At 71.7% G+C, this 20,343-nt stretch carries 24 protein-coding genes; 9 read left to right on the forward strand and 15 right to left on the reverse strand.

The window, feature by feature from the left end:
* Window positions 1-9: 9 nt before the first annotated feature.
* From AB0K82_RS00495 to AB0K82_RS00510, 4 genes are all read right to left on the reverse strand, one after another.
* Window positions 10-777, reverse strand: coding sequence for an SDR family oxidoreductase (locus AB0K82_RS00495; protein ID WP_364390975.1), 768 nt, complete (start codon window positions 775-777; stop codon window positions 10-12).
* A gap of 36 nt (window positions 778-813) precedes the next feature.
* On the reverse strand, window positions 814-1,212 hold the full coding sequence (locus AB0K82_RS00500) for a PaaI family thioesterase (protein ID WP_364390976.1): 399 nt from the start codon (window positions 1,210-1,212) through the stop codon (window positions 814-816).
* Between the two features lie 129 nt (window positions 1,213-1,341).
* Entirely contained in the window at window positions 1,342-2,718 is a 1,377-nt protein-coding gene (locus tag AB0K82_RS00505; RefSeq protein ID WP_364390978.1) for a glycogen debranching protein, read from the reverse strand.
* A 162-nt stretch (window positions 2,719-2,880) separates the two neighbouring features.
* Window positions 2,881-4,074 (reverse strand): ROK family transcriptional regulator, encoded by a 1,194-nt coding sequence (locus AB0K82_RS00510; RefSeq protein ID WP_364390980.1) that lies wholly within the window; start codon window positions 4,072-4,074, stop codon window positions 2,881-2,883.
* A 279-nt stretch (window positions 4,075-4,353) separates the two neighbouring features.
* Between AB0K82_RS00510 and AB0K82_RS00515 the strand changes: the two genes are divergently transcribed.
* The gene (locus AB0K82_RS00515; RefSeq protein WP_364390982.1) at window positions 4,354-5,157 is read left to right on the forward strand and encodes a helix-turn-helix transcriptional regulator; all 804 of its coding nucleotides are present in this window, start codon (window positions 4,354-4,356) and stop codon (window positions 5,155-5,157) included.
* Window positions 5,158-5,177: 20 nt separating this feature from the next.
* Here the strand turns inward: AB0K82_RS00515 and AB0K82_RS00520 are convergent, their stop codons facing one another.
* Window positions 5,178-6,272: a globin domain-containing protein gene (locus AB0K82_RS00520; protein WP_364390984.1), complete on the reverse strand. Its 1,095-nt coding sequence runs from the start codon at window positions 6,270-6,272 to the stop codon at window positions 5,178-5,180.
* Window positions 6,273-6,728: 456 nt separating this feature from the next.
* Here AB0K82_RS00520 and AB0K82_RS00525 point away from each other — a divergent pair, with 456 nt between their 5' ends.
* Together AB0K82_RS00525 and AB0K82_RS00530 are read left to right on the forward strand one after the other, a co-directional pair.
* Window positions 6,729-7,457, forward strand: coding sequence for a gamma-glutamyl-gamma-aminobutyrate hydrolase family protein (locus AB0K82_RS00525; RefSeq protein WP_364390986.1), 729 nt, complete (start codon window positions 6,729-6,731; stop codon window positions 7,455-7,457).
* Window positions 7,458-7,552: 95 nt separating this feature from the next.
* On the forward strand, window positions 7,553-8,338 hold the full coding sequence (locus AB0K82_RS00530) for an enoyl-CoA hydratase/isomerase family protein (protein ID WP_364390988.1): 786 nt from the start codon (window positions 7,553-7,555) through the stop codon (window positions 8,336-8,338).
* A 1-nt stretch (window position 8,339) separates the two neighbouring features.
* On the opposite strand, the gene AB0K82_RS00535 is transcribed toward AB0K82_RS00530, so the two are convergent.
* Window positions 8,340-8,945 carry a TetR family transcriptional regulator gene (locus AB0K82_RS00535; RefSeq protein WP_364390990.1) on the reverse strand — a complete coding sequence of 202 codons (606 nt, stop codon included), beginning with the start codon at window positions 8,943-8,945 and terminating at the stop codon, window positions 8,340-8,342.
* A gap of 133 nt (window positions 8,946-9,078) precedes the next feature.
* On the opposite strand from AB0K82_RS00535, the gene AB0K82_RS00540 reads away from it, so the two are divergent.
* The 5 genes from AB0K82_RS00540 to AB0K82_RS00560 all read left to right on the forward strand — a co-directional run bounded on the left by AB0K82_RS00540 (window position 9,079) and on the right by AB0K82_RS00560 (window position 13,906).
* Window positions 9,079-9,429 carry a hypothetical protein gene (locus AB0K82_RS00540; RefSeq protein WP_364390992.1) on the forward strand — a complete coding sequence of 117 codons (351 nt, stop codon included), beginning with the start codon at window positions 9,079-9,081 and terminating at the stop codon, window positions 9,427-9,429.
* 469 nt (window positions 9,430-9,898) lie between these two features.
* Window positions 9,899-10,234: an NUDIX hydrolase gene (locus AB0K82_RS00545; protein ID WP_364390994.1), complete on the forward strand. Its 336-nt coding sequence runs from the start codon at window positions 9,899-9,901 to the stop codon at window positions 10,232-10,234.
* 31 nt (window positions 10,235-10,265) lie between these two features.
* Window positions 10,266-10,406 carry a hypothetical protein gene (locus AB0K82_RS00550; protein WP_364390996.1) on the forward strand — a complete coding sequence of 47 codons (141 nt, stop codon included), beginning with the start codon at window positions 10,266-10,268 and terminating at the stop codon, window positions 10,404-10,406.
* A gap of 524 nt (window positions 10,407-10,930) precedes the next feature.
* A complete protein-coding gene (locus AB0K82_RS00555; RefSeq protein WP_364390998.1) occupies window positions 10,931-12,763 on the forward strand; it encodes a heavy metal translocating P-type ATPase in 1,833 nt (610 codons plus the stop codon).
* 42 nt (window positions 12,764-12,805) lie between these two features.
* Window positions 12,806-13,906 (forward strand): iron ABC transporter permease, encoded by a 1,101-nt coding sequence (locus tag AB0K82_RS00560; protein WP_364391000.1) that lies wholly within the window; start codon window positions 12,806-12,808, stop codon window positions 13,904-13,906.
* 11 nt (window positions 13,907-13,917) lie between these two features.
* Here the strand turns inward: AB0K82_RS00560 and AB0K82_RS00565 are convergent, their stop codons facing one another.
* The 5 genes from AB0K82_RS00565 to rpmB all read right to left on the reverse strand — a co-directional run bounded on the left by AB0K82_RS00565 (window position 13,918) and on the right by rpmB (window position 16,782).
* Window positions 13,918-14,604, reverse strand: coding sequence for a class I SAM-dependent methyltransferase (locus tag AB0K82_RS00565; RefSeq protein WP_364391002.1), 687 nt, complete (start codon window positions 14,602-14,604; stop codon window positions 13,918-13,920).
* 223 nt (window positions 14,605-14,827) lie between these two features.
* Window positions 14,828-15,079: a type B 50S ribosomal protein L31 gene (locus tag AB0K82_RS00570; protein ID WP_364391004.1), complete on the reverse strand. Its 252-nt coding sequence runs from the start codon at window positions 15,077-15,079 to the stop codon at window positions 14,828-14,830.
* 11 nt (window positions 15,080-15,090) lie between these two features.
* Complete coding sequence (locus AB0K82_RS00575) at window positions 15,091-16,215, reverse strand: GTP-binding protein (protein WP_364391006.1); 1,125 nt, start codon at window positions 16,213-16,215, stop codon at window positions 15,091-15,093.
* A gap of 25 nt (window positions 16,216-16,240) precedes the next feature.
* On the reverse strand, window positions 16,241-16,546 hold the full coding sequence (gene rpsN, locus AB0K82_RS00580; RefSeq protein ID WP_364391008.1) for a 30S ribosomal protein S14: 306 nt from the start codon (window positions 16,544-16,546) through the stop codon (window positions 16,241-16,243).
* The gene (gene rpmB, locus AB0K82_RS00585) at window positions 16,546-16,782 is read right to left on the reverse strand and encodes a 50S ribosomal protein L28 (RefSeq protein WP_252783140.1); all 237 of its coding nucleotides are present in this window, start codon (window positions 16,780-16,782) and stop codon (window positions 16,546-16,548) included. The genes rpsN and rpmB overlap by 1 nt, the downstream gene beginning before the upstream one ends.
* A gap of 296 nt (window positions 16,783-17,078) precedes the next feature.
* Between rpmB and rpmF the strand changes: the two genes are divergently transcribed.
* Window positions 17,079-17,261, forward strand: a complete 183-nt coding sequence (rpmF, locus tag AB0K82_RS00590; protein WP_364391010.1) for a 50S ribosomal protein L32 — start codon at window positions 17,079-17,081, stop codon at window positions 17,259-17,261.
* 63 nt (window positions 17,262-17,324) lie between these two features.
* On the opposite strand, the gene AB0K82_RS00595 is transcribed toward rpmF, so the two are convergent.
* The 4 genes from AB0K82_RS00595 to AB0K82_RS00610 are packed head-to-tail and all read right to left on the reverse strand — an operon-like array spanning window position 17,325 to window position 20,341.
* Complete coding sequence (locus AB0K82_RS00595) at window positions 17,325-17,711, reverse strand: SCO5389 family protein (protein ID WP_364391012.1); 387 nt, start codon at window positions 17,709-17,711, stop codon at window positions 17,325-17,327.
* A gap of 58 nt (window positions 17,712-17,769) precedes the next feature.
* Window positions 17,770-18,609 (reverse strand): metal ABC transporter permease, encoded by an 840-nt coding sequence (locus AB0K82_RS00600; protein ID WP_364391014.1) that lies wholly within the window; start codon window positions 18,607-18,609, stop codon window positions 17,770-17,772.
* Window positions 18,606-19,478, reverse strand: coding sequence for a metal ABC transporter permease (locus AB0K82_RS00605; RefSeq protein WP_364391016.1), 873 nt, complete (start codon window positions 19,476-19,478; stop codon window positions 18,606-18,608). Before AB0K82_RS00605 ends, AB0K82_RS00600 begins: the two co-directional genes overlap by 4 nt.
* Window positions 19,475-20,341, reverse strand: a complete 867-nt coding sequence (locus tag AB0K82_RS00610) for a metal ABC transporter permease (RefSeq protein WP_364391019.1) — start codon at window positions 20,339-20,341, stop codon at window positions 19,475-19,477. Before AB0K82_RS00610 ends, AB0K82_RS00605 begins: the two co-directional genes overlap by 4 nt.
* Window positions 20,342-20,343: the final 2 nt, after the last annotated feature.

Raw genomic sequence — 20,343 nt, forward strand, 5'->3', positions numbered from 1 at the left:
CCGCGGCGCTCAGAAGAGACGGCGGGCGCCGGGGTGGTCCTGGGCGCCGTCGACGGGGACGTTGGCGCCGTTGATGCCGCTCGCCCGCGGGGACAACAGGAAGCAGGCCGCGTCGGCCACCTCCTCGAGCGTGACCAGCCGGCCGGCGGGGAAGTCCTGCCGGGCGAAGGCCGCCAGCCGTTCCGGATGCGCCGCGCCGAACTCCGCCCAGCCGCCGCCCTCGAAGTACGTCGAACCTGGGCTCAGCGCGTTGACCCGGATGTGGCGGCTCGCCAGCTCCTGGGCCAGTGTCGCGGCGAGATGGATCTCGGCGGCCTTGGCGGAGGCGTAGGAGGACTTCGGGCCCGGCTTCCAGCCGGTGATCGAGGAGACGATCACCACGGAGCCGCCGCCGCGCCGCTCGAAGTGCGGCACGGCGCAGCGCACGGCGTGCGCGGCGTGCAGGACGTTCAGTGCGTAGGTCGCCGCCCAGTCCTCGGGCGTCGAGTCCAAGAGGTCCCCGCCCCGCGCGCCCCCGGCGTTGGCCACCAGGAGGTCGAGGCCGCCCAGCCGTTCGGCCGCGTCGTCGATCGCCCGGCGCAGTTGCTCGGGATCGGTGACGTCGGCGACCGCGCCGTACGCGCCGAGGTCCGCCGCCGCCTCTGCCAGGCGTTCGGGATCCCGGGCGCAGACGGCCACCGACGCGCCCTCGGCGATGAGCGAGCGCGCGATGCCGTACCCGATGCCCGCCGAGCCACCGGTGATGAACGCCGTCTTTCCCGACAGGCCCAGGTCCACGGGCGTCCCCTCGATCGTCCGCGTGTGCCGGTCAGCCTAGGGCTTCAGGAGAACGGCCTGGGTCTGCGTGGTCTGGGCGACCCTGCGGCCGTCGCCGTCGTACAGGTCGGTCTGCACGACGATGGTGGTCCGGCCCGTGTGCAGGGGGCGCGCCACCGCGCGTACGTCGCCGCCCCGCACGCCGCGGAAGAACCGCGTGCTCGTCTCGACCGTGGTGGTGTTCGCGCCCGGCGGCAGGTTGAGGAAGGCGCAGGCGGCGCCGACGCTGTCGGCGAGCGTGATCAGCGCGCCGCCGTGCATGACGCCGCCGGCGGTGCAGCGCTCCGGCGCCCAGGGGAGCCGGCCGGTGACCTCCTCGGCGGACGCCGACTCGATCACCAGGCCGGTGGCCCCGGCGAACGGCATGGCGGACAGGAGCTCGTCAGGGGAGATCATGCCGACAGTCTGCCGCCGCCGGTGCCACCGTCCATTACCCGCCGGGTAATGGACCTTCGGCGCGGCGACGGTGCTGCCGGATGGCGGCGGAATGCTCGCCTGCGGCTGTTCGGCGGTGGTGCCCGCCGCTCAGCCGGCGGCCAGGTCGAGGGCGACCGCGGCGGTCCAGGACTGGGGTCTGCTGCCGAGCGGGTGCGCGGTGAAGGGCTGGTAGTACTCCGCGAACACCCCGTCGGTGAGCTGGTAGAGCGCGGCCTCGCGCAGCCGGTCCGCGGCGTCGTGCTCTCCGGAGCGCTCCAGGCCCCAGATGAGCAGCAGGTTCATCGGCGGCCACTGCGGACCCCGCCAGTATCTGGCGACGTCGAACTCGGGCGCCTCCGGGCTGGTGCTGGGCGGCAGGGGATAGGCGAGGTCCGGGTTGCCGCACCAGGCGGGGGAGTGCAGCAGGTCGACGAGGCGACGCAGGCGGTCCGCGTCCAGACCGCCGGACAGGAGCGGCGCGAACCCCGCGAGGGTCTTCGTGCGCAGCGTCCGGTCCGACCGCAGGTCCACGTCGGCCGCGAACCCGTTCTCGTCGGTCGTGCCGAGCACGCCGCGGCGGAAGCGCGCGGCGTAGCCGAGCAGTTCGTCGCCGACGCCCAACCCGAGCTCGTCGCCGGCGCGGGCGAGATCCTCGTTCGCGGCCGCGAAGATCGCGCTGGCGAAGACGTCGGCCACCCGGAAGCTGAGCGACTTGCGCGCCAGCTCGTCGTCGTAGCGCGCCTGCCGCAGCTCCTCGATCAGCCACTGGTACTTGACGTAGTCCGCGTCGGTCGGACGCTGCGACTGCTCGCCCAGCGCCTCGAGGTCGGACCGGCGGAACGGCCGGAAGCCCGGGTCGGGGACCACGTCGGCGTACGGCTCGTCCCAGCGGGGGGAGTTGTCCATCCCGCTCTCCCAGCCGTGGTAGATCATCAGCAGGCCACGACCGTCGGCGTCCCGCTGCTCGGCGAGGTAGCGGTGCCAGGCGAGCAACCGCGGCCACAGCGCGCGGGCCCGGGCGGTGACGTCGCGTCGTTCGGCGGCCCCGGCGCCGCGCGCGGCGTGCAGGATCCGGAGCAGGGCGAGCGCGTGCACCGGCGGCTGGATCAGCCCGCTGGTCGCGGCGTGGCCGGGGGCGTAGGGCGAGGTCTCCTGCGCCGCCCAGCGGTCCGGTCCGGGCTCGTACAGCGGGGCGTTGGCGGAGAACACGATGTGCGGGACCATGCCGTTGCCCCACTGCGCGGCGAACAGCGTCTCGAGCTCGGTCAGCGCCCGGCTCGCCGACATCCGCGCCAGCCCGACCGCGATGAACGCCGCGTCCCAGCTCCACATGTGCGGGTAGAGCCGGGGAGCGGCCACCGTGAGGGAGCCGCGGTCGTTGCCACGCAGGACCTCCGCGGCCTGTTCGGCGACCTCCGTGCGGCTCAGCCGCCTGACCACCCACAGTCGATGGCGTTCGGGTCTCGGTCTGTCACTGTCGGCCATCTCGTTTCTCCGCCGCTTTGGGAACTTAGTCCATCATGATGGCGACTTCGTCCGCGATCACGGACATAGTCGCTAAGGACGATCCTCCGCTCCTGTTCCGGACATGACAAGTGGCGTGTGTGTAACCGCTGTGTAACTTCCGTAATGGCGCGGAAACGAGGCTCAGCACTCGGAGCGCAGCGGCTCGGCCGCGGCGATCCGGGCGTCGACCGCCTCGGGGGAGAAGACATGGTCGATGACCATCGAGGCCGCGCCGACCACCCCCGCGCGTCCGCCCAGGTGTCCCTCGCCGATGTGCAGGCCGCGCGTCGAGCGGTACTGCACGCCGCGGAAGACGACCTCACGGATCTCGCCGACGAGATGCTCGCCCGCACCCGCCAGCGAACCCGCGACGATGAGGGAGCCGGGGTTCACGACGCTCACGACCACCGCCAGGACCTGGCCGAGCGTGCGCCCGGCCTCCCTCGTGAGGCGGACCGCCTCGGGGTGGCCGGCCAGCGCGAGACGGGCGACGTCGGACGCGTCGCGGACCGACGGGTCGTGGGCGGCGAGCTCGCGGGCGAGCGCGGCGCCGCTCGCCACGGCGGCGAGGCAGCCGCGCGAACCGCACGAGCAGACCACGTCCTCCCGGCCGGGAACGCGGACGTGGCCGATCTCGCCCGCCGCTCCGCCGACGCCGCGCAGCACCCGGCCGTCCTCGACGATCCCGGCGCCGATGCCGGTCGCGACCTTGACGAGCAGGACCGGCGGCGCGTCCGGACCGGCGGCGGTGTACTCGCCGAGGGCCATGACGTTCGCGTCGTTGTCCAGCAGGACCGGGCCGGGGAACTCCGCGGCCAGCGCGGCGGGGATGTCGTACCGCTCCCATCCGGGGGCGATCGGCGTCTGGACCGTACGGCCCGTACGGACGTCCACCGGGCACGGCAGGCCGACCCCGACGCCGCAGACCTCGGCGACCGACCGGCCGCAGTCGGCGAGGAGGTCGCGGAACCGCGACGTCACCCAGGCGATGGCCTTCTCCGGCCCTTCGGAGCTGAGCGTCCGGCCGGTCGTCTCACCGAGCGCCCGGCCGGAGAGGTCCGTCACCGCCACCCGGCCGTGCGTCGCCCCGAGGTCGGCGGCGAGCACGACGGCCGATCCTTCGTCGATCTCCAGGAGGCTGGGCCGGCGGCCCCCGGTGGAGGCGTCGACGCCTCCTTCGCGGACATAGCCGGCGTTGACCAACTGGTCGACGCGCTGCGCGACCGTGGACCGGGCCAGCCCGGTGAGCTCCATCAGGTCGCGGCGGGTGCGGGCCGCGCCGGCCCGGATGAACTGCAGGAGGTGACCGGCCGAGGGCGCGCTGACATTCGGCATGCCGTCGACCCCCTCTCCTCGGCGGCGCACGGCGGGAGCCCGGGGGACACCGCGGGCGGGATGCGCCACCGAGAGGAATTTTCCCATGACGCGCCGCCCCGCCGCGCCGTCCGGTCGAGGGCGCCGCATCGTGACCCCGGCCGAGGCGCCGTCCTGTCGCGCGGTCCGCCGGTGCGGCGCCGTGTCATGGCGTCGACCGAGGCGCCGCGCCGCGTCATGGCGTCGACTACCCGTGAGGTAATGGCCGAGAGCGGGTGGGCCCGATACCGTCTGAACGTCATGGTCACCATTACGTCTACACGCCCCGTCGGCGACCTGCTGCGCGACTGGCGCCGCCGCCGCCGACTCAGCCAACTGGAGCTGGCCGTCGAGGCCGATGTCTCCACCCGTCACCTCAGCTTCGTCGAGACCGGCCGCTCGCAGCCGAGCCGCGAGATGATCCTGCGGCTCGCCGAGCGGCTGGACGTTCCCCTGCGCGAGCGCAACGACCTGCTGATCGCGGCCGGGTACGCGCCGCTGTACTCGCAGCGTTCGATCGACGCCCCGGAGATGGGCCCGGCCCGGCAGGCCCTGGTCAGGGTCCTGGACGGCCACGAGCCGTACCCAGCGCTGGTGGTGGACCGATTCTGGAACCTGGTGATGGCCAACAACGCCGCCATGCTGTTCCTGGAGGACGTGTCCGACGACCTGGTCCGGCCGCCGGTCAACGTCCACCGGCTCGCCCTGCATCCCAAGGGTCTGGCGTCCCGCGTCGTGAACCTGCCGGAGGTGCGCGCGCATCTCGTCGCCCGGATGGAGCGTCAGGTGTCGCTCACCGGCGACCCGGAGCTGGCCGCGCTGCACGAGGAGACCAAGGCGTACGGTCCCGACGTCGAGGAGGACGCGGTCCATCAGCCGGCACACGACATCGCGCTGCCGACGATCCTGCGGTACGGCGACCAGGAGCTGAGCTTCTTCAGCACGGTGACGACCTTCGGCGCGGCCGCGGACGTCACCCTCGCCGAACTGGCCGTCGAGGCGTTCTTCCCCGCGGACGACGAGACCGCCGCCGTGCTGCGCCGGCGCGCGGAGACGGGCGAATAGGGGCCGCGTGTCTCGCGACCTCAGCGGTCCGGCGCGTCGTAGTGGATCCGCTCGGCCGGGACGCCGAGTCGCTGGAGGTTCGTGACGGTCCGGGAGACCATCCCGGCCGGTCCCGCGACGTACACGTCATGACCGGACCAGTCCTGGAACCGGTCGAGGACGTCGGACACCGGCCCCCGCGCGCCGCCGCAGCCCGGCTCCTCCGAGAGGACCGGCACCAGGTGAAGCCGCGGCCGCTCGTCCGCGAGCGCCCGCAGGGCCGGCAGGTCGTACAGGTCCGCGGTCGTGCGCGCCCCGAACAGCAGGTGGACGTCATGGCCCTCCCGGCTCCGGAGGGCCTCCTCCGCCAGCGCCTTGAGGGGACCGAGCCCGGTGCCGCCCGCCACGCACAGGACGTCGCGGTCCGATTCCGCGTCCAGGACCATGCCGCCGGAGGCCCGCCCCAGCAGCAGCGCGTCGCCGACCCGGGTGTGGCGGACGAGCGCCCCGCTGACCCATCCGGCGGGCAGTGCCCGTACGTGGAGGCGCAGCAGTCCGTCGTTCCCGGGTGCGTTCGCGATCGAGTACGTCCGCCAGACCCGGGGCCAGCGGGAGGTCTGGACGGAGAGGTACTGCCCGGCGCGGTAGGACAGGGGTTCACTCGGCCGTACGGTCAGGACCGCGATGTCGGCGGTCCGGCGGTCGTGCTGGACGACCTCCCCGATCCACCAGGGCGGTGCCTGCGCCGCGTCCTCTTCGGCGGCCTGGATCATGATCGCGGCGGCGGTGTCGAACATCGCCGTCCAGGCCGCCTCCATCTCCGCGGTCCAGGAACCGCCGCCGTACGCGCGGAGCGTCGCCAGCAGCGCCCGGCCCATCGCGTCGTAATGGGCGGGAGCGATCCCGAACTTGCGATGCTCCCGGCCGAGCCGGGTGAGGAAGCCGGAGAAGGTCTGTGGATTGTCCAGGCTTGCGGTGATTTGAGAGAGGGCGTCGAACATCCGGTGGCGTTGCGCGGCCATGCTTGAGGGAAAAAGCGCGCGGAGTCGTGGGTTCTCGGCGAAGAGGCGCCCGTAGAAATAGGCGATGCTTTTCTCCGCGTTCGGTTCGATGAGCGCGTAGATTTCCTTGATCATCCGAGGTTTCAGTGATTCCACTGATTCCATCGCCCGTTCCCATCGCTCGTTCCCGCGCTGCCCTGTAGTGCGAGTTTCGCATCTCACCAGGGAGAACATCAACCGGTTGGGAGGATTGAATTCCGAGATGTACGAAGCGTAATCGAGCGCGGATTTTGCGGGATTGGAGGGTAAATAATGATGATTCTCGGATACTGATCGGTATGCAATTGGCCCCGCCGTGCGCCTGGCTGCATACTGGGAACGATAGAAGAAATATCTACGGGTTTGAAGGAACCTCTACTTCGGATCACCCGTGCGTACGCAAGGATGTACCCGCGACTCTGGGTCATCCGCGCATAGGGGCGAGAGGTCGGGCGGTCCGGCGCGACACGTATGGCGTCACCGGGGCCGGCATGCGACATCATGACCCGCGTCGGCGAGAGACCACCGCAGGAGTTCGGGAGGAGGCTCTGGATGGCAGGGTCGACGTACGGCACGGGGCCCGCCCTGATCGGAATCACCACCGACCTGGAGCCCGCGCGCTGGAGCGACTGGGTGCGGGAGGCGGCTCTGCTGCCCGTCTCCTACCTCCACGCGATCGAGCGCGCCCGTGCCGTGCCCGTACTCGTCCCGCCGTCGATCCGCGCCGCCGTCCCCGTGCACGTCGAACGCCTCGACGGATTCGTCATCGCGGGCGGCGCCGACCTCGACCCCGGCCTGTACGGCGAGCAGCCGCACGAACGGACCGGCCCGCCGCAGCCCTATCGGGACGGTTTCGAACTGACGCTGCTGCGCGCGGCGATCGAGGCCGACCTGCCGTTCCTCGCCATCGGGCGCGGCATGCAGGCGCTCAACCTCGTCCGGGAGGGCAGTCTGATCCAGCACCTGCCCGACGTCGTCGGCGGGGACGCCCACGCCCCGGCCTCCGGGTGGACCGGCAGGCACCGGGTGCAGTTCAGCCCCTCCAGCACTCTGGGCCGGATCCTCGGCGAGCAGGCGGAGGTGCCGACCCGCCACCATCAGGCCGTCAAGCGCCTGGGCCGGGGACTCGTCGCGGTCGGCTGGTCCGAGGACCAGGTCGTCGAGGCGGTCGAGCTGCAGGGCCACCGGTTCGGCGTCGGCGTGCAGTGGCACCCCGAGGAGGGCGACGACCTGCGCCTGTTCGAGGCGCTGGTCCGTGCCGCATCCGACGACCGCCGCTGAGCGGGTCCCGCCGGGACCGAGGCTGCCGGGCCGCCGCTGCGCGGGCGGTGATCTTCTGGGTAGGCTCGGGCCAGCCGGACGCGGAGGTCGGACCGATGAACTACGAATCGTACGAGCGGCTGCGGATCGACTGGGCGCGCGACGGCGTCCTCCGCATCACGATCAGCGCCCCCGAACGCCTCAACGCCGTCGACGCGACCGGCCATCGGGAGCTGGCGCAGATCTGGCGGGACGCCGACGCCGACGACGACGTGCGCGCCGTGATCGTACGCGGGGCGGGAACCGCGTTCTCCGCCGGCGGCGACCTGGCCATGATCGAGGACATGATGGCGGACTACGAGGTACGCTCCCGCGTCCTGCGCGAGGCCCGCGACATCGTCTACAACGTCATCAACTGCGGCAAACCGGTCGTGAGCGCCATCCAGGGACCGGCCGTCGGCGCGGGCCTGGCGGTCGCCCTGCTCGCGGACATCTCGGTCGCGGGCCGGACCGCCAAGATCATCGACGGCCACACGCGGCTCGGCGTCGCCGCCGGCGACCACGCCGCCGTCATCTGGCCGCTGCTGTGCGGCATGGCCAAGGCGAAGTACCACCTCCTGCTCTGCGAGCCGCTCACCGGCGAGGAGGCCGAGCGCATCGGCCTGGTCAGCGTCTGCGTCGACGACGACTCCGTGCACGACAAGGCCCTCGAGATCGCCGGACGGCTCGCGGACGGCGCCGCCCAGGCCATCGGGTTCACCAAGTACGCCCTCAACAACTGGCTGCGGATGGCCGGTCCCACCTTCGACGCGTCCCTGGCCCTGGAGTTCTACGGCTTCGCGGGTCCTGACCTGCGGGAGGGCGTCCAGGCCCTCCGGGAGAAGCGGCCGCCCCGCTTCTGAGCTACGACGATGCCGAGCCGGCCGCCGGCGGGCCCGCGGCCGCGTCCGGTAGCCGCAGATAGCGCGCGACCAGCCGCGCCAGGCGCTCGGCGATGACGTCGACCGGATCCGTCGGCAGCATCACGTGACTCATCGTCAGGCGGATGACCGCGTCGGCGAGCTCGGCCACCTCGGCGGCGTCGAGCCCCGGCCACTGGCGTACGGCATGGCTGACGATGCGCTCGCGCGCGGCGAACAGCACCGGCTCGGCATGAGTGGTCATCAGGGGCAGCAGGTCCTCGCTGCCCTCACCGGTCAGCGTGGCCTTCTTCAACGGGTCGTCGGCGGCGGTCCGCAGCGTGTACGCCACGGCCGCCGCGACCGCGGAGTACAGGTCGGCGTGGTCGGACAGCGCCGTGTCCACGCCGTCGAGATAGCGCTCGTTCTCCCGGAGGTTCAGCGCCTGCGCCAGCCCCCACTTGTCGCCGAACTCGTTGTAGACCGTCTGCCTGCTGACCCCGACCGCGTCGGCGACGTCCTGCATCCGCACCCGGCGGAATCCGCGCTCGATGATCAGGCCGGCGGCGGCGTCGAGCAGGTCTTCGCGGAGTCGGCGACGTTGCTGCATGATCCCAGATTCCCAGAGAGACGGCGGCGCGGGAACATCCGTGTCATCCGGCCGGCGACGCGGCGGAAATCGTGTCATCCGGTCGGCGGCGCGGCGCGTCCTTCTTCATGTGGTGACGACAAGGAGAGACGTGATGAAGGTATGGCCTCCGGGAAAGGCTCATCGCCCGGTCGCCGGTCCGCTCACCCGGCACGCGTCGCGTCGTCACGAGTCCGACCTCGCGGGCTGGGTGATCCGCGACGAGAAACTGCTGGTCGACAGCAGATTCGGTGGCGACCAGGAGCTCTACCGCGCCTGGCGGGACCGCCTGTGGCGGGAGATGCACGACGCCGTGCACGATTCTCGGCCGGTGCGGCAGAACGCCGATGAAGAGGAATATGTAGTAATGACGGCATTCGGTGGCGACTGGGCGCAGTACCGTGTCTGTCGTGACCGGCTGCAAGAAGAACTGTGGCAGATCATGAAGGTCACCGACCGGCGCTGAACAGCGCCCCACGGACCGCCGCGCGGCCGGGGTCATCCCCCCGATCCCCGGCCGCGCGGCCCTGACCTGCGAAAACACTGCTCTTGGTCAACATGCAAGATTCCCGGTTGGCTCAGTCGATCTTGTGAGCTAGTCATCAATGCAGGTGGAAGCACCTGTGTAGGGCGGAGTCCCGGCGGACAGCTCGGGGCGTAACGCGTAAAAGTTACAAGATCGCGGATGGGGGTTCGGTGGACCGTTGGGAGGCGTGTCCAGACAAGCGACCTACACCATTCATTGAAGGTCGTTGATGGGATTGCGGAATGGCAGAGCCATCGTGACTCCACCCTCGTCCGGGTAAGGACCGCGCCAGCCGATAGCCGTGAGGCCTCGTGCCGTGAGCGCCGGGTCGCGTTGGGCCCCGGCCGGTCGCTGCCACCCGGCGCGTTATCCGGGACGGCTCGGCCTGCTGCTGACTAACGTGCGGGGAATGACTCCCGACGCCGCCGCGAAGTACTTCTGGCACGAGGCCCCCGTCGCAGAAGGACTGGAGATCACTCAGGTGTACGGGTATCTGATCTGCCCCAGGACCGGCCGCGTCTTGGTCCAGGACGATGAGGGAACGTTCAACCTGCCAGGCGGCACGCCAGAATCGTTCGACGCCGACCTGGTGGACACCCTGGTTCGGGAGGCGTTCGAGGAGAACCAGGTCGTCGTCAGCGATGCGGTCTACCTGGGGTATCAGGATCCACCGGTCGCGCCGCGCGCCGTACGCCCAGGTCCGGATGGTCGGGCTGATCGGTGCGTTCGAACAGCGCCAACCTGACCCGGACGACGGCCGGACGTACCGCCGGCTGATGACGTCGCTGGCGGAGGCACCCAAGGTGCTGGGCTGGGGTGAGCCCGCGGTCGCCCAGGTCAAGCTGGCAGCTCGGATCGCCGAGGAGGCATGGGGCGTGCCGGTCGGCTCACCGGAACCGACCGGCTACATCGATTGACGCACGGCCCTCCCCACACACCGGCGAAGGTGATCCTCCACCTGCGCGCGGGAGTTACGGTCCGCGCGGCGGACTCTCAGGTCCTCCACCGAGTGTAGGGGGGTCTTGGCTCATCACGGAGTCTCGAGTGGGACGCCGAGCGCGTCCGCTGCGCGGTGCTGGATCGCGGTCGCGTCCTGGCGGCCGGCCTCAAGCCGCAGGCGATTGCCTGGCCGCCGTGGCGGACGGTGAAGCTGGCGCTGGCGCAGAGTCGAGGCGATCACGGCCGTCGGATGTTCGCCGCCACGTCCCGGACCGCTTCTGGCCACGGCGCGCCAAGGACCCGACCGGTCGGCGCGCCCGCCACCGCGTCGTCGTGCTGACCGCGCTCACGCTCCCGGTCCTCGTCTTGTCGATGGCGCCGGGCCTGCAGTTCCGTGACTGGCAGTGGCTGTGCCTGGCACTGGCGGCCCCCGTGGCGACCTGGGGGGGCGTGGCCGTTCCATCGGCGGGCGGCGGCCGGGCTGCGGCACGCCACGGCGACGATGGACACGCTCGTCAGCCTCGGCGTGCTCGCCTCCTTCGGATGGTCGGTGTACGCGCTGTTCCTCGGCGGCGCGGGCACACCCGGAATGCGAATGCCGTTCGCGTGGACCGCGACACCGGACGGAGCCGGCGCGCACATGTATTCCGAGGCCGCGACGGGCGTCACCCTGTTCGTGTCGGTCGGTCGGCACCTCGAGGCGCGGGCCCGGCGGCGTACCGGCTCCGCGCTCACCGCCCTGGGCGCGCTGGCCGCCAAGGACGTGCAGCTCGAAGACGGCGGGAGGATACCGATCGGCGAGCTCAGGCCGGGCCGGCGCTTCGTGGTGCGACCGGGGGAGACCGTCGCCACCGACGGCGTCGTCGTCGAGGGCGGTTCCGCGATCGACGCCCGCCTGCTGACCGGCGAGAGCGTTCCGGCCGAATGCGGCCCAGGCGATCGGGTGACCGGCGGGACGACCAACGTCGGCGGCGCACTCGTGGTCCGCGCCACCGCCGTCGGCGCCGACACCCGGCTCGCGAAGATCACCGCTCTGGTCGGCGAGGCACAGCTGGGCAAGGCGCGGGCGCAGCGCCGCGCCGACGAGATCGCCGGGGTCTTCGTCCCGATGGTGCTGTCGATCGCGGTCACCGCACTCGGGTTCTGGCTCGGCGCCGGCGCCGACACCGGTGCCGCCCTCACCACGGCCATCGCCGTCCTCGTGGTGGCCTGCCCGTGCGCGCTCGGGCTGGCCACGCCGCTGGCGCTGCTGGCCGCCACCGGGGCGGGCGCACGCCGGGGCGTCCTGATCAACGGCCCCGACGCCCTGGAACGCCTCGGCCGCATCGACACGGTCGTGATCGACAAGACGGGGACGCTCACCAGCGGCGACATGGCGCTTCTGGAGACCGTCGCGGCACCGGGCGAGGACACCCGGCAGGTGCTGCGGCTGGCAGGCGCCGTCGAGCATCCGTCCGAGCATCCGATCGGCCGCGCGATCGCCCGGGCGGCGCGCTCGCACGGGCGATCGCCCGAGGCGACCGGGTTTCAGGCGACGCCCGGCCATGGGGTCTGTGGACGCGTGGACGGGCGGCTGATCAGCGTCGGCCGCTGGACCGGTGAGACGCTGCCCGAGCCGCTGCGCGCCGCCGTCGACCGTGCCGACCGGCACGGCCACACCAGCGTGCTTGTAAGGGACGGCGACCGGCCGATCGCGGCACTGACGATCGGTGACACCCTCCGCGACGGCGCCCGGGAGACGATCGCACGGCTGCACCGAATGGGGCTTCATACGGTCCTGGCCACCGGCGACCGGACCGCGACGGCACGCGGCGTCGCCGAGCGGGTCGGCATCACCGACCATCACGCCGACGTCGACCCCGCGGGCAAGGCGGCCATCGTCGCCGACCTGCAGGCACGTGGCCGTACCGTCGCGGCGATCGGCGACGGCGTCAACGACACGGTCGCCCTCGCCCGCGCCGACCTCGGCGTCGCGGTCGCCGACGGCACCGACGCCGCCATCGGCGCTGCCGACGTCGCGCTCGTACGCCCCGACGTCGGCGCGATCGCCGACGCGATCGTCATCGCCCGCCGCGCCGCGACGACGATCAAGGTGAACCTGGCGTGGGCGTTCGCCTACAACCTCATCACCATTCCACCGGCCGCGCTCGGACGGCTGAACCCGATGCTGGCCGCGGCCGCCATGTCGTCGACGTCCTCGCCGTCGGAGTCTTCACGCCCAACGAGAAGCCCGCCGAAGAGGCCAAGCGGCTCTTCGCGGCCTATCCGCAGTGGCAGGCGTCCAAGACCGGCACCTACGCCGTCATCTCCGACGGCGCGTACCTCGGGCCGATGAACGCCTGGGCCGTCGAGAAGCTCGCCAAGGTCATCCACCCCGATGGCTGACCGTACCGCCCGGCCGCATCTGGTCTCCGGCCCCGCGACCGGCGTGCTGATCGCCGGGCTGGCCGTGGCACTGCTCGTCGTGTCGCTGGTCGCGATCTCGATCGGTTCGGTGACATTGCCCGTCGGCGTGGTCTGGCAGGTGATCGGCGCGCACCTGACCGGCCGCGTGGACTCGGTGGATCCGTTGCGGGAGCAGGTCGTCTGGGACATCCGCACACCGAGAGTCCTGCTCGCGGCCGTCGTCGGCGCCGGGCTCAGTGTCGCCGGCGTCGCCCTGCAGGCCCTGGTGCGCGACCCGCTCGCCGATCCGTACGTCCTGGAGGTCTCATCAGGTGCCTCGCTCGGCGCCGTACTGGTCGCCGCGCTCGGAACGACGGCGCTCGGCGGCCTCGGGACGGCAGGCGCGGCGTTCACCACCTCCCTGCTGAGCGTGCTGGTGGTCTACCTGCTGGCCCAGCGCGCCAGCCGCCTGCTGGACTCGCGGCTGGTGCTGGCCGGGGTCGCCGTCGGGGACCTGTGCTCGGCGGCGACCAGCTACGTCCAGCTGCAGATCGATCCGAGCGAGTTGCAGCGCCTGATGTTCTGGCTCATGGGCAGCCTGGCCGGCGGCACCTGGCACGACCTCGGCACACCCGTCGCCGTGATCAGTGTCTGTGTGACCTACCTTCTTCTGCAGGCCCGGAACCTGAACGCACTGACGACCGGCGACGACGCCGCAGCGGGTCTGGGCGTGCCGGTCCAGGCCCTGCGGATCATCCTGCTGATCGTCGGATCGCTGCTGACGGCCACGGTCGTCAGCGTCGCCGGAGGCATCGCCTTCATCGGGCTGATGGTGCCGCACATCACCCGCTTCATCGTCGGAGGCGACCACCGGCGGGTGCTTCCCGTGGCGCTCCTGCTCGGCGCCGTCTTCCTGGTCCTGGTCGACCTCGCAAGCCGCACCGTCGACCGGCCCGGAATCCGGCCGTGGCCTGTTCATCGTCGACGCCTGCTCGAACGCCTGGGGGTGCCGGCCGGGCAAGGACGGCACCGGCAAGGTCATCTGGGCCGCGCTGGGCCCCAAGAGTGCGGACTGAGGGTCGCGTGCCGGTAGCGGACCCCGCCTCACGCGAGGCGGTGAACTCGCAGGACGGTGTCGTCGCGGGTCCCGGTCTCCCCCTCTGGACCCGTCAGCTCGCGGGTGAGCACCTCGTCGGTGTCCACCGCCCATTCTCCGGGACCGGCCGCCACCACGTCGAGGACGTCGGAGTTCGCCGGCAACCGGAAGTCCATCGGCGGCTCTTCGAACCACGACGGCCACCCGGCGTGGCCGATGACCAGCAGCGTTCCGCCCGGTCCGACGGCGGCGGCCGCCGAGGCGAGGATCGCCTCCCACTCGCCCGCCCCGGCCACCGGCGAGTGCAGGAACTGCGCCGACACCAGGTCGAAGACTCCCCCGGGGAACGATCGGGACAGATCGTGCTGCTGCCATTCGATCTGGTCGGCCACGCCGGCCTCGGCCGCGGCGGCGGCCGCCCCGCGCAGCACCGTCGCCGACACGTCGACCGCGGTGACCCGCCACCCCCGTTCCGCGAGCCAGATCGCGTCCCCGCCCGTCCCGCACCCGAGATCGAGCGCCGTTCCGGCCGGCAGTGCGGCGGCCTCCCGGGCGAACAGGGGGTTGGCCCGGGCGACCCAGTCGGCAGGTGGCTGCCAGCCTCGGTAGAACCCTTCCCAGTAGGTCTCTGCGGTATCGGTCGGAGCCGGGACGGGCATCGTCCACCGCGGTGTCCTCGCAGCGCTATCGGTCATGGAGCCATGGTCACCGGACCGGCCTGCTACAAGCAAACCAAGTTGCCGGAACGGCAAATTCGGGCCTCCAAGGTGTGTTTTCGCGCCGCAAGGAACATCGCTCCAGATCGGGATAGAGCTATAGGGGATCGGTTGGTTCCCCCGCCTTCAGGCGGAGGAAGGAGGTCGGCGTTCTCCTGTCGTCTTGCGGCCCGGCCGCCGGGCCGGGAAGGGGCGCGGGGGCTCACGCGTGGCCTGTTCCGTAGCGGCGCCGGAACTGCTCGACGCGGCCGGCGGTGTCCAGGACGCGGCTGCGGCCGGTGTAGAAGGGGTGGCTCGCCGAGGAGACGTCCACGTCGATGACCGGATAGGTGTTCCCGTCGGTCCACTCGATGGTGGTGTCACTGGTGGCGGTCGAGCGGGTGAGGAAGGCGAAGCCGGCCGAGCGGTCGCGGAAGACGACGGGCCGGTAGTCGGGGTGGATACCCGGTTTCATGACACTCCTGATCAGCAGGCGCGGGCGGTGGGCCCGAGCCACGGGGTGAAGGGGTCGGCCAGCCGGGCCCAGGCCCGCTCGCCGAAGGCCATTTCGGGCCCGGTCAACACTGCTTCGTCCAGCACCGAGCACAGCTCCCGGTCGAGCAGGTCGGTTCCCGTGAAGCGGATCTCGCTGCGGCGGTCCCCGTGCTCGGGATGCCAGTCCAGGCACGCCGCGGTACGGCGGATGGGGGAGACGCGCTGCCACTCGTCGGGGCCGGCGGCATGCAGCCATCGCCCGGCCGGCTCGATCGACAGCGTCGCCCCGGCGATCTGCCACGACAGCAGGGTCAGCGGGCGGCTGGCGAGCCACAGGTGGCCGCGGGCGCGCCGTACGCCGGTGTTCATCACCCGATCGAGGGCGGCGTACAGCCGTTCGGGGTGGAAGGGGCGGCGGCTGCGCCAGATCAGCGTGCTCACTCGGCCGAACGCCGCCGGGCAGCCGGGGAGCGCGCCACCGGGCTGCGTGCGCTCCAGGACGGCTTGCAGATCGAACGCCTTTCCCGCGTCCACGCCGATGCGGTCGGCGGCGGCGTCGATGTCCGTGAAGCCCGCCCCTGGGGACAGGTGGGTCAGCAGCGCCCGGCCGAGCCCGACCTGGTCCGGATCCGCGTCCGACCCGGTCCAGGTCAGGAACACATCCGCCGTCTCGGCCTGGCGCGCCAGCAACCCGGCGAGCGTACGGTGGTCGGTCACGCCGGCGGCCAGGCCGCGCTCGGCGAGCGTCTCGGCGCCGGCCAACGCGTCCGCGACCGACCCCAGGTCGACGATCATCGCGACGGTCTCCACCGTGGCACCCGCTCCCTCGGACGCGATCGCGGCATCCAGGGGATCGGCCGTCTCGGGAAGCACGAGCATCAGCCGGCCACCGGGCAGACCGGTGAGGAAGTCCGGCAGGTCGGCGCGGAGCGCGCAGCTCGCGCAGTGGTCCACCGGCACCGACGTCCGTTCGCCGTCATGGCTGCGCAGCAGGGTGCCGTCCTCGTGCCGGTAGCGGGCGACGGGGACGCCGAGCGCGCGCATCCGGACACACAGCAGATCCGACAGCGCGGCGGACGTTCCGGTGATGATGGTGACACGCAGCGGTTCGCGCACCCTCGCCTCCTTTCCCTTACGTGGCCTACCAGCTGGACTTGCGGACGCCGGGCAACTCGCCGCGGTGGGCCATCTCCCGGAACCGGATGCGCGACAGCCCGAACGCCCGCAGGTGACCGCGAGGCCGCCCGTCGATCACGTCACGGTTGCGCAGCCGGGTCGCGCTGGCGTCCCGGGGCTGACGGCTCAGCTCGCGCACCGCCTCCGCCCTGGTCGCGGCGTCGGTGTCCGGCGACTTGATGATCCGTTTCAGTTCGGCGCGCCGGTCGGCGTACCGGGCGACCACGGCCCGGCGACGCTCGTTCTTGACGATCTTGCTCTTCTTGGCCATCAGACCTTCTCTCCCCGTGCCCGGATCTCGGCGACGACGGCCTCGATGCCGCGCTTGTCGATCGTCTTGATGCCCTTGGCGCTCACCGTGAGCCGGACGTACCGCCGCTCACTGGGCAGCCAGTATCGCTTCGTCTGGATGTTGGGATCGAAACGGCGGCGCGTGCGCCGGTGCGAGTGGGAGACCTTGTTCCCGAATGTGGGCTCACGTCCGGTGACCTGACAGCGGCGAGACATCGCGCTCCTTCCGGTAGGTGTCACCACCGAGCTTACTGGAAACGATTTTCGTTTTCGACCCATCCGGGGCGGTAGACAATGAAAATCATTGTCGATAAGCTGGTCATCGTCCCTGGCGCTGCACGCACCCCGGCGATCATGGTCGGGCCGATTCTCACCCGCGGCGACGCCGAGACCGGCACGCGATGGCTGACCGGCGGTGATCTGGACGTCGGCCGGCTCGATCCCCGCTCGGCGGCCGGCCCGCCGCATGCCGCCTCTCCTGACGCCCCTCATCCTCGTGAAAGGAAACGCTCATGGCCGTGCCTAAACGGCGTACATCTCGGGCGAACACCCGATCCCGGCGTTCCCAGTGGAAGGCCCGGCGACCCGACCTGGTCCCCATCGTCATCGGCGGGCGACGTCATCTCGTCCCCCGCCGGCTCGTACGCGCCTATGCCACCGGCGTCCTCATGCCCGAGGACGACGCGCGCCGGTGATCGGCGTCTGAGGACGTGTCATGGGGCGGGCCGCCCGCGTTCCGCGGGCGGCCCGCCGTGCTGTCAGCAGTCGACGAGTTCGGGTTTTTGGTTGAGGATCTGGGCGCGGGCGGTGATGAACTGCCGGTAGGCGCGGTCGGCGCCGGGGCGGAAGACGGCGACGCGGTGGCAGTTCTGGAACGCCAGTCGTACGCCGAAGTGGTTCTCCAGAGCGGCGCGCATGGCGTCGCTGGCCATCATGCGCAGGAGCTGGCCGCGGGCGGTCTCGTCCGGCGGCGGGGTCTTGTTGTCGGCGAACTCCCCGTCACTGTCCCGCAGTTCTTCGACGAGGCCGGTGACGACCTGCCAGCCGTAGGGCAGGGAGGTGCGGATGCAGTCGACGAACGCGGCGTCGTCGACGTCGCCGCGCTGGGCGTCCTGGAGGAGTTGCGGGGAAACGGTCAGCGACATTGGTTCTCCTATCGGATCGATGGGTCGCCTGGGACGGTAGATCGGTTGGGCGGGACGGTCAGGTAGCGGTGGCGTCACAGACCTGTGGCCGGTCTGTGAAGTCCGGCCGCCGTGCGCGGCCGACGAGTGTGGTGGTGGCCGCGACGATGAACAGGGCGCCGCAGATGACGGCGGTGCCGGCGGCGGTCGCGACGCGGTAGTGCAGGGACAGGGCCAGCCCGGCAGCGCCGCTGGCCGCGCCGAGCACGCCGCCCATGAGCGTGGCGGGGATGATGCGGCGGGTCCACAGCAGGGCCGAGGCGGCGGGGCCGACCAGCAGCGCCAGGGGTAGCGTCGCGCCGACGGCCGGTACGGCGGTCACCACGGTCACGGCGAGAAGGGCCAGCAGGCCGCCGTCGATGAGCCGCGTGGGGTACCCGAGCGCCCGGGTCACGGAGGGGTCGAACGCGGCGAGCACCAGTTCCTTGTGCGCGAGCGTGAGCGTGACGGCGACGAGGACGGCTGTGATCGCCGCGACGGTGATGTCGCCGGTTCCGGCGGTGAGGGGGGAGCCGACGAGGGCGGCGCTCAGGTCCTTGCTGAAACCCGGCCGGGTCGAGATCAGCACGACGCCGAGCGCGAGCGCGCCGCTGAGCATGGCACCGGAGCGCTGGTGATGTGATCGGGACGCGACGCCGCCGCGGCCCATCACCGCGACCGCGCCCACCGCCGCGATCCCGGCGCCGATCTTGATGTCGGCCCCCACGACGGCGGCTGCGACGATGCCGAGGAAGGTGACGTGGCCGAGCGTCTCGGTGAAGAACGCCAGGCGCCGCAGCACGACCTGGACGCCGAGGACGCCGCAGACCCCTCCGGTGAGGAGGAGTTCGGTCAGTGCCCGCTCGGTGAGCGCGCTCATCCGGCCTCCTCGAGGTGCGACGGCCCGGTGGTGGCCGGAGCGGATCGATCCGCCGCCTGCCGGCGGCGTCGTGATCCGGTGATGGCGGTCCAGGTGGTGGTCGCCGCCAGGAACAGCGCGAAGAGGGTTCCGGTGACGACGGTGATGGTGCCTCCGGTGGCGACGTCGTACCGGGTGGAGATCAGGACACCGGCCAGCCCGCTGCCGATACCCGAGGTCACGGCGATGGCGGTCATCGCGGTGACGTCATGGGTCCACAGGCGGGCGATGGCGGCCGGGGCGACGAGCACGGCGACGGCCAGGATCGCGCCGACGGCGGGGACGGCGACGACGATGACGGCCTCGACGGTGAGCAGTAGTGCCAAATCGATGGCGGTCGGCCGGTATCCGGCGGCGGCGTAGCCGCCGGGATCGAAGGCGCGGAACGTGAGTTGCCGGCCCGCGACGGACAGGAGCGCCAAGACGATGACGCCGACCGCCGCGACGGCGGTCAGGTCGCCGGTCCCGACGGTGAGGATCTGGCCGACCGTGTAGGCGGTCAGGTCCTTGGTGAACCCGTCGCGGGCCGACAGCAGGACGACGCCGAGCGCGAACCCGGCCGACAGCACGATCCCGATCGCCGTGCTCGTGCCCTGCCCGGGGCGGCGGGACAGGGCCAGGACGCCCAGCACGATGAGCACGCCGAACAGCCCGCCGCCGGCATACAGGTTGACTCCGGCGATGGCGGCCAGCACGACGCCCGGGAAGGTCGCGTGCGTCATGGCGAGGGTGAAGAACGGCAGCCGCCGCAGCAGGATCTGCACGCTGATCAGGCCGCCGACCGTGCCGAGGAGCACGGCTTCGAGGATCGCCCGGTCGACGGCGGTCATGGCGCCCTCCGTACCGGGCGCGGCCGTCGCCGGATCATCCCGGCCGCGAGCGCGACCAGGTGGCAGGCGATGAGGACGAGGACGACGGTGCCGCCGGAGGCCAGCCGCAGCCCGTGATGGATCGAGGCGTCGTAGCTGACGGCGAGTCCGGTCCAGCCGGCGAGGGCGCCGAGGACGGCGGCGATCGGCACGATGAGCGCGAGCCGGTCCGACACCACGCGTGCCGCGGCGGCGGGAACGATGAGCAGTGCGATGACCAGGACGGTCCCAACGGCGCGTACGGAGGCGACGACGACCAGGGCGACGATCGTGTTGGTGGCGAGGTCGAGCAGACCGATCCGGTATCCGCTCGCCCGGGCGCCCTCCGGGTCGAAGGCGCGGGCGAGCAACGGCCGTCGCAGGATCACCATCGTGGTGATGACCAGGGCGGTCACGGCGAGGGTCTGGGTCAGCTGGGCGGCGGTGACCGTGAGGATCCGGCCGAACAGGAACGCCGTCAGGTCGGCGGTGTAGCCGGATTCCCGGGAGACGAGAACGACGCCGACGGCGAAGAAGGTGGTCAGCAGGACCGCGAGCGCGGCGTCTTCGGTGACGGCGCGGTGCCGGGTGAGCAGGGTCAGCAGCACCGCGGTCGCGGCGCCGGCGATGAGCGCGCCCCAGAAGATGCCCCCTTCGCCGCTCAGCAGGTAGCCGATGACGACGCCGGGGAAGACCGTGTGGGTGAGGGCGTCGGTCATGAAGGCCAGGCGACGAAGGAGGATCAGCACGCCGACGGTGCCGGCCAGCGCCCCGAGGATCACCAGTTCGGCGAGCGCGCGGGCCATGAAGGGAAACCGGAACGGTTCGATGAAGATCTGATACATGG

This window comes from Actinoallomurus sp. NPDC052274 (genome assembly GCF_040679475.1).
Lineage (GTDB): Bacteria > Actinomycetota > Actinomycetes > Streptosporangiales > Streptosporangiaceae > Actinoallomurus > Actinoallomurus liliacearum.